Source organism: Fulvivirga sp. AWR4_260 (genome assembly GCF_056158185.1).
The window spans coordinates 363,644-378,555 of sequence record NZ_JBSWSU010000015.1; the positions used below are offsets into that span (position 1 = coordinate 363,644).

The following is a 14,912-nucleotide window of genomic DNA, read 5'->3' on the forward strand; positions in this document are numbered from 1 at the left end:
CAATTAAGGTCAGTCAATAGGTTATTCATTTAAAGTATTAAGCCTTTTTAGGTCTTCTTCATATTCTATGATAAATGATTTTAGCTGTTTAGACATAAAGTTTTTTGAGAAATTTTTTTTGTGACGAGCGTCCACGTTTGAATGGCAAAGGATACAAAGACATTTTAAATTAGTATTTGAATTGTTGGATTTATTTCCATCTATATGATGAGTATGCCACCAACGTCTATGTAGTGGGTTTTTAGGGGCTATTGAACATTCCTCGCATATATAGTTTTTTTGACTTCTGTATTGCTTACTTACTTTTTCTTGAGTGTACTGGTATCCAGAAATATCTACATCAAAAATGTTTGCCTCTGTTTCATACTTTTTTAATATTTCATAAAAATCTTGAGTGTTCTTGATCTTTTCTTGAAGAGCACTTTTACAGTAAGCACACACTTCGAGTTTTATATCGTTGTGCTTTGTTTTACTTTGCTTGTCAATTAAATCATTTACATTGGAGTTAGACCATTCATATCGTTGATTGAACTTTCCTTTTCCTATGAATTCTTGAATTTTGCTACATTTTAATAAGTGAAATTTAGGGAAAACAGGAGGTTGACCATTGTAGGATATATAGGCTTCTTTAATGAACATATAACCCCGATATTTCTGACCTTCATTCTCTAAATAAATGCCATCATCTTCAAAATGGATTGCCCCGACTTTGTATGCTTTTGTGAAGTTTATTCCTTGAATTGTTTTGAATCCACTTTTGTAGTCAACCTTGGGGTATTCAAGCAGATCTAATTTTTTATCTAATTTTGAAAAGTTATATAACATTACTTGTCAATTTCAGTTAAGATTTTTTCTACAAGGTTTTCACTCTTAGTGACTATTCTGAATTCAACCCGTCTTGAAAGTTCATTGTTGATTTTCTTCTTACTTTTTATGGTTAAGGTTTTGTCAGAATCTAAAGTTCTGCCATAAGAAAGACCATTTGCGGTTATCCAGAATTGGAGTAATTGTTCAGAGGAGTCAGAAAGTTGTTTGTAATAAGACATATTGCGGAAATATTTTAATACTTCAGCTGAGCGAAATTGGGACAGCTTAACGTTTCCAATGTACGGATCTGAATCGTATTTTGGAGCAGGCACAGCATCTGTATGTCCTTCTATTCTTATTTCAGCAATTTTATCTAAATATTTTTTCTGTAACAAAATGCTAAAGTAGCGAGGTAGAAATCTATTTAATATGAGAGCAAAATGCGGACGGATTTTTGATTTTCCCGATTGAAATAATATGTCGGGGTTCGTGAATTTAATGGATAAATCTTTCCCTAATTCAACTTTCCAGTTTTTGAAGTCATTTGCAAATTCCGTATTTAATTCAGAGTATAATTGCTCTTTAGTTTCTCTAAATTCTTTAAATATAACATTTCTCCTTTGCTGCTCCTTCTGTGCTTCAACCATATAAGATATAGCAATGAACATGAATATCACCATTAACCCTGTCATAATATCACTTAATGATACCCAATTACTTTCTCCGCTATTTGATTTTTCTAATTTCATCATTAATTATAGTTAACAATGATTCGTTGAATTAATGTATCGAGGTTTTGTAATGTGCTATTCAAGCGGTTATAAAATTCATCATTAATACTTTCTAAATCACTTGATAAACGTGTGTTGGCTTTTTCTATCATGGAAACACCTTCATTCAGTTGTGCTTGTGTATTCTCCCAAAATATTTCATTGATATCTTTTATGCGATCTATATCTTCTAGTCTTGTTAAAAGTATAGATACACTGTCTGAAAAGTTCATTTGGTTTCGTACCCACGTATTTAATTTGTTAGTAGATTCATCAAATGAATCAGTATTATCTTTTAAGGTATTAACGGTAGAAGTTAATTGAGAAACAATTTTTTGATATTGCGTGTCTTCAATCATAACTTTTTGGAGTTCAGATATTAATTTGGTTAAATGACCATTGTTGTTAGTTAGTTTTCCTGTGTGGAGTGTTATTTCTTTTATTGCTTCGGATGTGGTTTGAAAGTTTTGAGATGTTTTTTGAAAATGATTAGTTAATTGTATAATCATTTCTTTGTTTTCCTTTTGCCATCCATTCATTTGTTGAACACTGTTATTTAACTCTTGAAAGTTTTCTTGAACGAGTTTTTCAATAAGTGATGACATTTGCTCATTGAATTGTTCTGTGGCAGATTGCATTACATTAACCAGCGCTTCTGTATTGTTTTTAGCTAATAGAGAGGTGAATTCATCGAATTTTTTAGCTAGAAGCACGTTGCTATTGGCCATCGAATCAATAATAAGGTTGATATATTTTTGTGTAGCGTGGGACGTTTCAGTTTGTTCAAGCCTTAGTTTTTGAATTTCAAAAAGTATACTAGCATCTTCATCATTTGATAGCGCCTGTTGAACATTAATTAATGTTTCATTTTGTTTTTGTGATTCAATTTGAATTTCATGCAGGTATTTAGCAATATTTTTATTCTGTTCTCCTAATAATGCTTTAATTAAATCAGCATGATTGTTTCCAAATTGATGTTTTATTTCTGATAAATTTTCAGTTACTAATTCGAGTATTGCTGCCTCTCCTGTAGGCTTAGAGGGGAGTTTGTCCTCAGAGCGTTTATAAGCCCATTTTGTTGTTTTATTAGTTATGAATGAACCACATATACCAAAAATTGAAGTGAGAAATGCTGTTTTAAGACCTTCTAAAAGAGGGGGAATACTTTCTGAGACATTATTTACATCGAATTTTTGTAGGCCGAAATAAATGCCTAAGAATGTCCCTAAAATCCCGATTGTAGTAAAGCCATTGGGGAGTGATTCATATAAATAAAGGTTTATTTTATGGGGCCCTTTTTTCAGGATGCAGAAAATGAATCCGATTGTGATTATACCCCAGATAATTAAAAGGCTATAAATGGCAATCATATATGTTTCCATCTTTATGTATTTCTTTGTTGCAATTTTTATTTTCAGGGTAGAGCTACTAACTATTCTTTTATGATATTATAGTCTACTTCTTCTTTCGTCCTCCAATATTGTACACCTCCATGATGAGAGCACGCCCCACGACCGGTAGCTGAGCTACCTGAGCCATCATTGCATATAGCTCCTACTCTATATGAGTGTTTGTATTTTTCACATCTGCCCTTTTCTATATAATTTTTAGAAACAAAGCCAGTGGTGTCTTCGATTGAAATTTTAATCCAGTCAGGATTTAAAGAATCATCTAATAGACTTACATTATCACAATAGGAAAGTTGGGTTATGATTTTGGCTGTTAGACCTGCTTCATTTCTCAAATTCAGAGATTTTGCGCTCACATAGTAATTTTGACCAAGTAAGTTGCTAGCCGTTAAAAGTAGTAGCATTGCTAGAATGCTTGTATATCTGTTCATCCTCTATATTATTTGAGTGTAAGTTTTAGCTGCATTTGCATCCAGTCCCCTGTATCCATTGGCAACACGGGCCATTACATTGATCTTTGTTTTTGCCAGAACACCCACAATTGGCCGAAGTAGGGCATATTTTTGTTTTTACAGATTTAAGGTGTTCACATGCTTTTCCGTCATTGTCAGCATCTAAGCTGCCATTACAAGTGGGGTCTGCTTCATATGCCGCTTGTGCTTCTTCTTGTGTAGAATAGTTCTCACAAGTATATCCGGGGCAGACTGAGTTGTTTTCAGATCCGCAATTGAAGAGTCCTATGGTGCTCAACAATAAGATTAGGTAGGTTATTATTTTCATTCTTACAGTAAATTCTCTTAATATTTTGTGGCCGTGAAATGATTTTTCCCAGTAAGGTCAATATGTTTCCCAAAGTGCATATTTGGTTTTCAGGTTACTACAACACATAACCCATTACAGGTTATGTGGAGGTGAAAATTATTCTTTGTGACATTCTTTACAGCAAGTCTTGCAGCCGTCTACATTACTGTAATGTTGCTGTGCTCGTATAATAGCACTGTAGCAGTTGGAGTGTAGCCCTAAGGGTGTTCTGTTAGAAGGTTTGGGCATATGAATGCAACCTTCTTTATGAACTTCATGGCTGTAGTTGGGGTTTGAAGCAGTGTTGTTATTTACCCGGTAATTATTCATGTTTTAATGTTTAAATGGTTAAAATATGATACATAGGTAGTGAAGTGAATGGAGGTGTAGAAATAGACTTTCCAAAGCTGGAGTTTTTATTTCCGAATGAGATGTTTAATTGTTTTCGGCTTGAATAAGTTTGGTCTCATTCACAATAGCAACTATTTCAATATTGATATTTATTCCATACATGCTGTCAGGATTTCTGACGCCTAAATACATGGCAGTGTTTGTTATTAGGGGTAGTTCCACTATTCCCGACTTGTAGTTTTCACGACTTCCTGAAGGGAAATATTGAAACGGTTCTTTAGCCAAAAAAGTATTATGGTTATTGGCATCAATGAGATAAATATCGCAATAATTTGAGCCAGGAGCCTGTGTTAGCTGGTTTACTCCGAAGGATAGTGAGCCTGTATTATCTATCAAGCTACTTATTTGAGATAGCAAATTAAGCTTTTTTTCAGTTGATTTAATGTTGCTACTTTCTCTCGATGCAGAAAAGGAGTAGTAACACCTGATAGTATTCTGAGGCAAGGAGAAAGCTAAGCAAATCCTTGATTTACCATTTTTAAAAGTGGCATTAGAACCACTGTTGATATAAAAACTTTGATCGGGTTGTATTACTTTGGACGTGTGAAAATCTTTTGAGATTACTTTGGTAACAAAGTCAATGGTATGGTGAGATGATGGGGTTCTTGATATTTTCATTTTCATATCTCGAGGGAAGGTATGGTAAGTTTTAAAAGAGAGACCATAAATACCCCTTTTTTTAATTTGTATAGTTTCATTGAGATCTTGAAAATTATCTTTTGTGTAGAGCACATAGTTATCAGGGTATGAAAATATAGAAAGGGAATTTGTCCCTTTTTCATTTATCATTTCTAAGTCAACTTTTAGGATGTCTCCTTTTTCTAAAGCATAATAAAAGGTTGGAGTATTTGATGTTTCACTGTGAACAATGGATCCGGGAATAGTAAAATCTACTTCGGCTATGGTAATGGTTTCGGGTGAGTCATCTATATTAAATTCAAATTTTAACACCTGTTGTGAACCAGTTTTCAAGTTCAGGATTTTATTTTTTTCTGTGCCACTTTTGGATAAGGGCTTAACTTGTAAATAATGCTCTCCTGCATTAATCTCGATTTTTTTTGGTATATCGGATGACAGTATTCCTATCGAATCAGCATCTAAATATATGCTTGAATTCTCATTAGATATTAAGATTAAAGTAGAGGTATTTTGACTATATATGGAGCCAAAGTTTATCAGTAAAAATATTAGTACAATAAAGAATTTCATGGTTTTAATGAAAGGTTTATGGGGGAGGGTGTAGTGAATATTAAATAATTGATAAGTGTGATGCTCCTCCCTGATAGTGATGGCTCCTTAAATTTTTATTTTGCTGTTGTTAGAGACGATTGACTCTGGCCTTTTCTATTTGATTTATTAAGTGCTTGATATTGTCTTGGTCTATTCCTTTTGTGAAGAACTCAATTTTGTTGCTTGCTGAAGATATAGCTATAACATGTTTTCTTGAATTAAGAAACAGGACGATAGATGTAATAAATGCTACTAGAAGAGGCATGGAAAAGTACATTTGTGAAGCGAAAAAAAATATAATTCCTCCTATTGCACTGAGAATTGCTATGAGTAATAATATGGGTTTGCTCGTATACTTCACTTCTATGCCGCTTATTTGATCTAGCATAATTGATGTAAATTTGTTGCTGTATGTGTACCTGATTCGATGGTTGGTAACAATCAGATCGTTTAATTCAGATCTTGTTATTAAATTTTCGTTATTCCAGAATTCCATAATATTTTACTAATGATATAGCGTACTTATGTTTGGGGTAAAAGTTTGATTCTGATATTTAAATCAGAGATTAATTTTGAATAGTACTAAAGTAACATGTGTTCTAAATGACATGGATTGAATTTTCCCAATGTAGGTTTTGCGTTTCCGAAAGAAGGATTATTGTGTGCGAGCTAAAACCCATTCATTGTGCTGTTTGGTGAAAGTGAAAACTTCATGTGGCTTAATGCCTGAGAAAATTGTTTGCCTTTTCTTTATCCAATCACTACTTCTAGAGTATGTCAAATGAACAGTAAGGGTACGGATATAATTTTCATAACCTACATATACGTTATATGTCTGAGTGTCTTGATGGTTTACTCCTGTTATTGAATAATCAACCGGTTGCGTATTTATAAATGTGTACTCAGCATCTAATGAAGGAGGTTTAAGTCCCTTGTTTTTAAAATATATTCGAGGAGCTTTAAAACCGTAATTGTCATAAGGGGATAGTGATTCTAAATCCAACTCTATAATGGGCTCTACGTATTTTTTGTACTTGTAATTATTATTGATTGTATTGAAATAGTACTGATTTCTATATTGTGATCTGATGTTTATGTAATTTTCATAAACATCAGTTATTTCAGATAGTAAGGCGGGGCGTCCATCTGTTGTGTTTATTGATGAAAGGTTGTTTAATGCTTCTTCATTTTGAGTTTCTATTCGTTTTATGATACTACTTTTGATTAGTTGTTCAGAGGGTGAATCATCATTGAAGTAAAAGAAACCCATTGAAGTTATCATTAATAATATAAGAATTATACTAATAGATAAAGAGCTTTTTTTTAGATGCTGACGCTTGATTTTTATCGGGGCTCGATTCGTGTCACTATGGTCTTTAAGTGCCTTTACTAATTTTCTGACGATATGATCTATGCCCTTGTCACTTTGAATAGCGAAGTTGTCTTTTAGATTGGGATCATATTTTTCTACATCAGCTTTTTTTATGTTATGCCAAACTGAAAATATAAGACTATTTTCACTATGTTCTCTAGCCCAAAGAACATGCAATTCCCTCTTGGTCCATTCACTTTGGATATAATTAGGGCTGACAATAATAAGGCCGTGTTTTGATTTATGTATACCTTCCTTTATTGTTTCATTAATATCTTTGCCAAATTGTAATTGCTGTGCAGCGTACCATACTTTTATTCCTGCATCCTTTAATTTATCAACTAACTCAGTGACTATGCTTATTTTATCCTCTACTGAGTAAGAGATAAATACATCATATTCATAATCTTTAGAATTCATATCAACCCGTTTTTTGTGGGATAGATATCTTTTCAGTGAGGATTATACAATTTTTATTTCCGAGAAGATGGGTTTGGTTTCCCAATACCTTATTTTACGAGGTTAATTTTTTGCATTACTGAGTCTCGATAGTTGCTACTCATTTGTACGCTATGTTTAAAGCCAAGTTTGATCATGTTCCCATCTATACCTGTGATGTGATTTATGTTGATCACATGGCTTCTCGATATTTTAATGAAGTCATGACTTGCAAACTGATCAAATACTTTTTTGAGACTATTTGAAAGGATATATTTCTTGTTTTGGGTCACAATATGACTGTAGGATCTATTGGCTTCTAAATATAGGATATCGCTATAAGTAATCATATCGGCAGACTGGGTATCTGTGCGGACTAATATACGATCTGTCAACTGAGGTGAGGTATTATTAAGTTGATGATTGGCGTTGTAAAATGCTATCTCCAAAGCTCTCAATAAATCGGCTGGATGAAAAGGTTTGGAAAGGTAATTAACAGGTTTAGTTTGTTTGGCTCTAGAAACGGTTTCATTATCTATATAGTCAGATAAGTATATGATTGGAATGTTTAATGTTTCATTAATTTTTGAGGCTGTTGCAATCCCGTCTAAGTCTCCGGATAAGTGTATATCCATTAAAATAATGTCAGGTCTTTTATTTTCTAATGATTCAAGAGCTCCTTCACCAGTGTCTACAATGTCAATAACATTAAATTGATGATCCTCGAGTTGATATTTTAAATTTCTAGCGGTAATAAGATCATTTTCAACTATTAATATTTCTACCTGTTTCATTTTTGTTAAGGTTTAAGGTTAGTGAGAAAATAGTTTGATTTGAGGTTTGCCATTCAGCGTCAGCTTTAAGCTGGCGCACTAAAGTTTGTATAATATTCATGCCCATGGACCCTGTTTTGTTTTCTTTAGACACAAAGCCTAGTCCATTATCTTGTACTTGTAGTTTTAGAGTTCCTTTTTCATGAGTTAAATGTACTTGCAATCTTGGATTAGGAACTTTAGGGAATGCATGTTTAAATGAATTGCTAACTAGTTCATTAACAATAAGACCTAGAGGTATAACTTTATCAACATCAAGGTTTATGGGGGCAATTCTTATAGATAAATTCTGATGAGTTAATTTGTGTCCATAGCTATATGCTAATGCATTAACGAGATCCGAGAGGTATTCTTGCAAGTTTATGCTTCTACTGCCTGTTTTTCGATATAGCTTTTGATGTATAATAGCCATGGCATTTACCCTATTCTCTCCACTTTTTACCGCCTCAAGGGCATTTTCGTCATTAATAGACCTAGATTGAAGACTAAATATGCTTGATAAAAGTTGTAAATTATTCTTTACCCTATGATGCAGTTCTTGCATTAGCGTTTCAACTTCTGCCTTTCCAGCTTTTTCTTTTTTCCATTGAGTGTATATTAAAACCCCGATGAATAGTAAGAGAATTGCAGTAATTACTAACGTGGAAATCCAAGTTTGTCTGATTTTTAATTCAGCTTCTTGTACTTGTTGGCGCTCTTCTAATAAACTTATTTCATATATTTTTCTATCGGTCTCATATTTTACTTGCATCTCTACTAAAGATTCAATCTTGCTTTGATTGAGAAGACTATCTTTTATTATAATGAGTTTCTTTGAACTTAGTAAGGCATTATTAAGTTGGCCAAGGGCCTCATAGGTTAAAGATAGGTTTTCGAGGTTATTTTTTAACTCCTCTAATAATTTGAGCTTTATTAGATCTTTATTCGCATCTAATAGGTATTTTAATGCAGTTACGGGTTGGTTTTGTAGATAATATAACTTACCCAAATTATTCATTGTAATTACCCTTCCAGTATAATCTTGCGTTTGCTCTCTATTCAGTAGGGCTTGATGTAGGTATATAGAAGCAGAATCATACTGTTTCATTTCCATATACACAGAACCCATATTATTCAGTACCACCCCTATGCCACGGGCATCTTTCGTTTGTTCTTTAAGTGAAAGGGCTTTTTTATAATAAATGATAGTACTATCGTATAAGCCAATTTTCTTGTAAATTATACCAATATTATTGTATGAGGATGAAAGCCCTTGCGTAAGGTTTAGCCGTTGCTTTAGGTTTATACCTAAACGATGATAGTGTAGAGCTTCTTGAAAATCATTTTGGTTAGAGTAAATAGAGGCTATTGTGTTATAACAACTAGCAAGGTCTGCATCTGCTTCTATCTTTTCAAATATTAGGGCGGAAAACGTTAAGTTATCTAAAGCTCTTTCATATAAACCGAGCAGTTTATATTGTTTTCCTAAGTTGGTCGAAACTGAAGCTAAATTTACCGTATCCTTTAATAGCAGGTACTCTTCCTTAGATTTGTTGTAGAAATAAATGCTACTGTCAATTTTGAAATCACTATAGGCGATACCTAGGCTGTTATAAATAAATGCCTTCTGTCTTTGGTTACTTCGTAGGCTGGAATGTAATGCTAGGTGTAAGTACTTTCTGGCACTGTCGTATTCCTTTGCATTTAAATATTCAAATGAAATTTGACTATACCAATAATCCTTTGTTTTAGGTGTTGACTGTAATGAGTCTTTATATCTGGTTAATAGACTTTTATTAATGCTTTGTGCAAAAAGACTATTAGTGATCATAAATAAAATTAAAAGCCTATAAAACATAATATGGAAATGTATCTTAAAAATATTATTTAACAAAGTAAAACCACCGTTTAAGAGTGGTTTTACTTCTATTAATTTTAATTAATAGTATCTAGAGGATATGTTGTGTTATTGGTAGGGGCGGGAGGTGCTATTATAATAGGGTCATCTTCCTCTTCGTCCCCACCGCGTTGAATCGGATTTACTTGATTATCACTACAGGCGAATAACATTGAACTTGCTAGTAAACTAATAGATGTGAAATATTTAAATTTTTTCATGATTTTGTTTTTATAATTTTTGAATTCGCAGGAGTGAGATTGAAATAGACATAATGGTAGTTTGTTCTTACTGATTGATAATCAGTGAGTAATAAGGAAGTCTAATTCCATTCTGGTGAACTGCGTTTACCTGTGGGATTGACCTGAGATGAATTTTTTAGAGGGAGTAATTCCCACTTTACTCTTCTAAAAAATTCATTGATCAGATTATAGAATCAGTTTCGCGAATGCTGATTCGGAATGATTAATCATTACAATACAAATATGAGAATTGGTAGAGGGACCGGGTTCCTTATAGAATACCTGTGTTCACGGTTATTTTACTTTTATTTACGGTTAAATTCTGTTTATTTGAGGTATGGCTAGTTATAATGTGAATTATTTGCAAATGTTGCTCACAGAGGTGTGTGCTAAGTATGGAGTGAATTCAGATCATTACGGATTGATCCATGTGGGGAGAAATATTGACCTAGGTTTTTCTGAGAGGTATTTGTATGAGCAAATATTCAAAAGGTGTGAAAAATCCCAAATAGAAGGTGCCGCTGAGATAAGTTTAAATGCAGACAAGGTGGAGTCTTTAAGCAAACATATAGGGTACCATAGTTTTAAACATTTTGTATCTAGTAAGTCTCCAGATATTCATGATTCTTTATTATCTATGAAAGGACATTATTATTCTTACTTAAGGATGAATAATCGTCAACGGGCATATATTTTACAATCACCTGTAGAGATATATCAAGATGATACTATGAAAAAGATGCTTTTTTTATTGAATGGACCGAAGCGAGATTACGTAGGCGAATTATCATTTGTGGAAGGTGTAGTTACTGTACTAATGAGGAGCGCGGAAGGCAAAATATTTTTTCATATTTATAAACTGGGAAAAACATTTGCGCCTTCAGTTATTCAAGGGACATTTTCGGGGACATCAATGGGGAATGATCCTATAGCAGGCCGTTGTTTGCTAATAAGGGAAGAAAATGAGACTGAGTTTAGAAATCAAAAACATAATATTGTTGATTTGGAAAATTCTTTGGACGATAAGGATAGAAGTATTGCACATTATTTTAAGAATTATGAGAATAATAATCTCGCTATCAATAATCCGATGAGTTATAATATTGAAGATTTATATTAGTTATTATATGATGATAATAATTGCCATGTTGTAAATTGTTGATTTTAAGGTTTTATTCCGTCATAATACCTGTGATCCTGATTGCCCACTGTCTTTACAGACGAACCTATTTCTCATTTCATATTTTTTTACTCCATCATGATGTGTTGCATTTACTGAAATTGCGTAATGACTTCAAAATCCGAAATTATTCGCATTGTTTTACGCAGCACTATTGATCTACTTTTCTAGGACTATTGTAATCCTCCTTTCTAGAAAAGCCATTCATCTTTATGATTCCAAGGATATTCAACTTCAATCTAACCCCCTTGGATAAATAAAGTGAATTTAAAAACTATGAAAAAACTTATTCTAATGTCATTATTTGTGGCATTTGTTGCTACTAGTGTAATGGCTCAAAGCCCCACTAATTTTGCCCACCCTGGAATTATGGTTACTCAGAACCAAATTGATTTTATCAAAGCTCAGGTAAATTCCAATTCAGGAAGTCCATTAGTTGCAGGTTATAATAAATTGGCTTCCGATTCAAAAGGTAGTACAAATTATAACCCTACACCGTATGCTAATGTCCATGTAATTGCGTCAGGTAGTAATGCAGAAGAACTTGCTTTCAGGAGAGATGGTCATGCTATGTATATCCACGCACTTAAATGGGCAATTACGGGTAATACAGCTAATAGAGATAAGGCCATACAAATTGCGAACGCTTGAGGTAATACCTTTCAATCAGTAATTTCTGAGTCTAACCATTCTAACCAAGGTACCTTAGAAACTTCTTGGGCATGTCCTATATGGGTAGCGGCTGGTGAGGTTCTCAAATATGCTAATAATGGCTCGTCAGGTTGGAATTCATCTAGCTTCGATGGTTTTGTTAGAAAACTTTTGACAGCCGTTAATGGTCCTATCGCAAATGCACCTAACTGGTATATATCTAAATATCTTTCACTAATGGCTGCAGGTGTTTATTTTAATGATGCCTCAATGTATAATACCGGTTATAATGGTGTTGCAGGTCAAATCGATGGTATTTCTGCTTCAGGACAAATGCCTGAGCTAACACGTGATTTTGTGCATCCTCAGTATTGTCTTATTGGTATGGCACAGTGCGCTGAAATCGCTTTCAATCAAGGTAATGAGGCTTTATTTACAAGATCTAACAATCGACTGAAGGTTGGGGCAGAGTCTTATGTTAAAAACTTAATGGGTACAGGCATATACAACTGGGTGTCTACATCAGCATGGGCAAGACACAGTGCTCCTTATGAGATTCTGTTAGCGCGTTATAATCAATTAGGTCAGTCCGCACCTAATGTTGAAAATTATGTATTGAATTTTGGTAACCGTGTGGAAGATGGAGCTGAAGACCATTTCATTGGTTGGCTAAGTGCTACGCACGCTGAAGTAACCTCTGCTTACAAACCAAAACCGGGTAACCTAGCGGCTAATCAACCCGCTACAGCTTCTGCAAATGATGGTAATCTGCCTGCCAATGCAGTAGATAATAATGCAGATACTCGTTGGTCTGCCAGTGGTTTTCCTCAATGGTTAGAGGTGGATTTGGGAGCTGTAAAAAGTATAGGAAGAACGGAGCTGGTTTGTTATAGTAATAGAGCTTATCAGTATAAAATAGAGGCTAAAACTAGTGCATCAGGAAGTTATACGCTGCTTGTAGATAATACAGGTAATACTACACCAGGAACAGCCTCATCTCCTATAGTAAGTGCTTTTTCCACAACAGATGCTCGCTTTGTACGCATTACAGTTACGGGTGCTTCGGGTTATACAGGTAGCTGGGTAAGCCTTGATGAATTTGCGGTTTTTGGACCTAATAGCTTTAGCCAAGCCATAGAGGCCGAAAATTATAATTTAATGAATGGAGTGGAAAGTGAAGCTTGTGTAGAAGGAGGTCAAAATATAGGTTATATTGATGCTAACGATTGGATGGTGTATAACACCATTAACATACCTGTAGGCGGAGTTTATGAAATAGCTTATAGAGTAGCCAGCCAAGATGGAGGAGGTGTGTTGCAGTTTGAAGAAGCAGGAGGGGTGCCAGTGTATGGAACCGTGAACGTGCCTGCTACTGGAGGATGGCAAAACTGGACAACCGTTTCTCATACTGTTAATTTAACTGCAGGGATACATAACTTTGGACTGAAAGCACTTGCTGGAGGCTGGAATATCAATTGGTGGTCTATTTCTGCGTCATCGTCAGCACGCATGGCCCAAGAATCACTATTAGTCTCTGAAACTAAGCCGTCAATCATATTATCGCCCAACCCAACTGCGAATTATATTTCTTTAAAAGGACTTAACAAAGATGAGAAAATCACTATTGTTGATAGTCAAAGTGGTAGGTTAGTATTAGAGTCTACAGTTACAGAAGGTGATAAAATAGATGTTTCATCACTGCCTTCAGGAGTATTCTTTTTAAGAGTAAATACTACTGGTAAAACAGTGAAGTTTATTAAAGAATAGCATCTTAAATATTACTATTAAATAAAAGGTCGGCTTGTTTTAATGAGTAGGCCTTTTGTTTAATATATAAAGAAGTTACTCTGCCAAAAATTGTAATAATTCACTGGTTTTGGTTGGTGTAAATTCTATTATTTCATAGTTAGCTAGGTCATTTATTTTGAAAGGATCTAAGGATATAATTTGTTCTACTTCGGCAAGGCTCGATGCTTTTGTAATTATAATACCTCCTGTTCTGGGGTTTTTCCTGCCCGACATTAAAAATTTCCCTTGTTCATACTGCTCATTAAGAAACTTTACATGATCTTCAATGTGAATGTCAATTGCATCTAAGGATGTTTTGTAAGTAATGTTAATAATAAACATGGTTAAAAGAATTTATTAATCGCTGATAAAATGAAAGGCTTTAAATGCCAAAAGCTATCCACGTACTGGTGGATAGCAGGATTTGGAGCCGAATATTTATAGTCCATATAGTGAGTCATGAATTAAATATAAGGCTAATTGGCTGGTGTCTTTAATTTTTAGATTTAATGATAAAGGCCTAGAGATAATTTTTCTCTTTCTATTCCACCACCATCATTTCTTTGATTTCATGTTCTAGTTGTTTAATCCAAGCCTCCATTCTTGATTCGCATAGCTCATATTGATTTTCGAAATCTAAAGCCAGCCCATAGAAATGATCATCATCGTATAAGCCTTTTGATTCATCAAACTGATAACCCGTGGTAGGCCATTTTCCAATGATATAGCCACCGTTTTGAACAATGATCTCGCCAAGAATCCCAAGGCCGTCAACAAAGTATTCTGCATACCCGGTTTGATCTCCTAAACCAAAAAGAGCTACTATTTTGCCTTCAAAATCTATAGTTTTAAAGTCTTCATAAAATCCTTCAAAATCGCTTTGTAAGTCACCATCATACCAGGTAGATAGGCCCAGAATAATTATATCATACTGCTCGTAGTCAGAGGTAGACATGTCGCAAGCTTCGATCATTTCTAATTCAGAAATTTCCCATAATTCTTTAAATAGGTGTGCTATTTCTTCTGTGTTTCCGGTATCTGAACCGAAAAAAAGAACGGTTTTGTTTTCTATTTGAAAAGACATGATATTGATTTAATGTGTTT

General features: G+C 34.1%; 15 protein-coding genes. 3 read left to right on the forward strand and 12 right to left on the reverse strand.

The window, feature by feature from the left end; translation table 11 throughout:
• Positions 1 to 21: 21 nt before the first annotated feature.
• The 10 genes from ACXACQ_RS08060 to ACXACQ_RS08105 form a co-directional block, all read right to left on the reverse strand.
• Positions 22 to 825 (reverse strand): HNH endonuclease signature motif containing protein, encoded by an 804-nt coding sequence (locus tag ACXACQ_RS08060; protein ID WP_474975418.1) that lies wholly within the window; start codon positions 823 to 825, stop codon positions 22 to 24.
• Complete coding sequence (locus ACXACQ_RS08065) at positions 825 to 1,559, reverse strand: OmpA/MotB family protein (protein ID WP_474975419.1); 735 nt, start codon at positions 1,557 to 1,559, stop codon at positions 825 to 827. The genes ACXACQ_RS08060 and ACXACQ_RS08065 overlap by 1 nt, the downstream gene beginning before the upstream one ends.
• Positions 1,559 to 2,959 (reverse strand): hypothetical protein, encoded by a 1,401-nt coding sequence (locus ACXACQ_RS08070; protein ID WP_474975420.1) that lies wholly within the window; start codon positions 2,957 to 2,959, stop codon positions 1,559 to 1,561. Before ACXACQ_RS08070 ends, ACXACQ_RS08065 begins: the two co-directional genes overlap by 1 nt.
• Before the next feature lie 50 nt (positions 2,960 to 3,009).
• The gene (locus ACXACQ_RS08075) at positions 3,010 to 3,417 is read right to left on the reverse strand and encodes an SH3 domain-containing protein (protein ID WP_474975421.1); all 408 of its coding nucleotides are present in this window, start codon (positions 3,415 to 3,417) and stop codon (positions 3,010 to 3,012) included.
• Between the two features lie 25 nt (positions 3,418 to 3,442).
• Complete coding sequence (locus ACXACQ_RS08080; RefSeq protein ID WP_474975422.1) at positions 3,443 to 3,766, reverse strand: hypothetical protein; 324 nt, start codon at positions 3,764 to 3,766, stop codon at positions 3,443 to 3,445.
• Positions 3,767 to 3,904: 138 nt separating this feature from the next.
• Positions 3,905 to 4,117: a hypothetical protein gene (locus tag ACXACQ_RS08085; protein ID WP_474975423.1), complete on the reverse strand. Its 213-nt coding sequence runs from the start codon at positions 4,115 to 4,117 to the stop codon at positions 3,905 to 3,907.
• Positions 4,118 to 4,222: 105 nt separating this feature from the next.
• Positions 4,223 to 5,407, reverse strand: a complete 1,185-nt coding sequence (locus tag ACXACQ_RS08090; RefSeq protein WP_474975424.1) for a hypothetical protein — start codon at positions 5,405 to 5,407, stop codon at positions 4,223 to 4,225.
• Between the two features lie 676 nt (positions 5,408 to 6,083).
• Positions 6,084 to 7,220, reverse strand: a complete 1,137-nt coding sequence (locus ACXACQ_RS08095; RefSeq protein ID WP_474975425.1) for a toll/interleukin-1 receptor domain-containing protein — start codon at positions 7,218 to 7,220, stop codon at positions 6,084 to 6,086.
• A gap of 89 nt (positions 7,221 to 7,309) precedes the next feature.
• Positions 7,310 to 8,032, reverse strand: coding sequence for a response regulator (locus ACXACQ_RS08100; protein WP_474975426.1), 723 nt, complete (start codon positions 8,030 to 8,032; stop codon positions 7,310 to 7,312).
• Positions 8,004 to 9,881 carry a tetratricopeptide repeat-containing sensor histidine kinase gene (locus tag ACXACQ_RS08105; protein WP_474975427.1) on the reverse strand — a complete coding sequence of 626 codons (1,878 nt, stop codon included), beginning with the start codon at positions 9,879 to 9,881 and terminating at the stop codon, positions 8,004 to 8,006. The genes ACXACQ_RS08100 and ACXACQ_RS08105 overlap by 29 nt, the downstream gene beginning before the upstream one ends.
• A gap of 645 nt (positions 9,882 to 10,526) precedes the next feature.
• Here ACXACQ_RS08105 and ACXACQ_RS08110 point away from each other — a divergent pair.
• From ACXACQ_RS08110 to ACXACQ_RS08120, 3 genes are all read left to right on the forward strand, one after another.
• Positions 10,527 to 11,309 carry a hypothetical protein gene (locus ACXACQ_RS08110; RefSeq protein WP_474975428.1) on the forward strand — a complete coding sequence of 261 codons (783 nt, stop codon included), beginning with the start codon at positions 10,527 to 10,529 and terminating at the stop codon, positions 11,307 to 11,309.
• 336 nt (positions 11,310 to 11,645) lie between these two features.
• Complete coding sequence (locus ACXACQ_RS08115) at positions 11,646 to 12,020, forward strand: hypothetical protein (protein ID WP_474975429.1); 375 nt, start codon at positions 11,646 to 11,648, stop codon at positions 12,018 to 12,020.
• Between the two features lie 171 nt (positions 12,021 to 12,191).
• A complete protein-coding gene (locus ACXACQ_RS08120) occupies positions 12,192 to 13,787 on the forward strand; it encodes a carbohydrate-binding protein (RefSeq protein ID WP_474975430.1) in 1,596 nt (531 codons plus the stop codon).
• A 75-nt stretch (positions 13,788 to 13,862) separates the two neighbouring features.
• Here ACXACQ_RS08120 and ACXACQ_RS08125 read toward each other — a convergent pair whose 3' ends face one another.
• Together ACXACQ_RS08125 and ACXACQ_RS08130 are read right to left on the reverse strand one after the other, a co-directional pair.
• Positions 13,863 to 14,150: a YciI family protein gene (locus tag ACXACQ_RS08125; protein WP_474975431.1), complete on the reverse strand. Its 288-nt coding sequence runs from the start codon at positions 14,148 to 14,150 to the stop codon at positions 13,863 to 13,865.
• A 199-nt stretch (positions 14,151 to 14,349) separates the two neighbouring features.
• Positions 14,350 to 14,892: a flavodoxin gene (locus tag ACXACQ_RS08130; protein ID WP_474975432.1), complete on the reverse strand. Its 543-nt coding sequence runs from the start codon at positions 14,890 to 14,892 to the stop codon at positions 14,350 to 14,352.
• Positions 14,893 to 14,912 lie beyond the last annotated feature (20 nt).

Excerpts from the sequence above, each read along its gene's own strand:
- ACXACQ_RS08060 (WP_474975418.1), bottom strand. The coding sequence starts at position 825 with ATGTTATATAACTTTTCAAAATTAGATAAAAAATTAGATCTGCTTGAA.
- ACXACQ_RS08065 (WP_474975419.1), bottom strand. The coding sequence starts at position 1,559 with ATGATGAAATTAGAAAAATCAAATAGCGGAGAAAGTAATTGGGTATCA.
- ACXACQ_RS08070 (WP_474975420.1), bottom strand. The coding sequence starts at position 2,959 with ATGGAAACATATATGATTGCCATTTATAGCCTTTTAATTATCTGGGGT.
- ACXACQ_RS08075 (WP_474975421.1), bottom strand. The coding sequence starts at position 3,417 with ATGAACAGATATACAAGCATTCTAGCAATGCTACTACTTTTAACGGCT.
- ACXACQ_RS08080 (WP_474975422.1), bottom strand. The coding sequence starts at position 3,766 with ATGAAAATAATAACCTACCTAATCTTATTGTTGAGCACCATAGGACTC.
- ACXACQ_RS08085 (WP_474975423.1), bottom strand. The coding sequence starts at position 4,117 with ATGAATAATTACCGGGTAAATAACAACACTGCTTCAAACCCCAACTAC.
- ACXACQ_RS08090 (WP_474975424.1), bottom strand. The coding sequence starts at position 5,407 with ATGAAATTCTTTATTGTACTAATATTTTTACTGATAAACTTTGGCTCC.
- ACXACQ_RS08095 (WP_474975425.1), bottom strand. The coding sequence starts at position 7,220 with ATGAATTCTAAAGATTATGAATATGATGTATTTATCTCTTACTCAGTA.
- ACXACQ_RS08100 (WP_474975426.1), bottom strand. The coding sequence starts at position 8,032 with ATGAAACAGGTAGAAATATTAATAGTTGAAAATGATCTTATTACCGCT.
- ACXACQ_RS08105 (WP_474975427.1), bottom strand. The coding sequence starts at position 9,881 with ATGATCACTAATAGTCTTTTTGCACAAAGCATTAATAAAAGTCTATTA.
- ACXACQ_RS08110 (WP_474975428.1), top strand. The coding sequence starts at position 10,527 with ATGGCTAGTTATAATGTGAATTATTTGCAAATGTTGCTCACAGAGGTG.
- ACXACQ_RS08115 (WP_474975429.1), top strand. The coding sequence starts at position 11,646 with ATGAAAAAACTTATTCTAATGTCATTATTTGTGGCATTTGTTGCTACT.
- ACXACQ_RS08125 (WP_474975431.1), bottom strand. The coding sequence starts at position 14,150 with ATGTTTATTATTAACATTACTTACAAAACATCCTTAGATGCAATTGAC.
- ACXACQ_RS08130 (WP_474975432.1), bottom strand. The coding sequence starts at position 14,892 with ATGTCTTTTCAAATAGAAAACAAAACCGTTCTTTTTTTCGGTTCAGAT.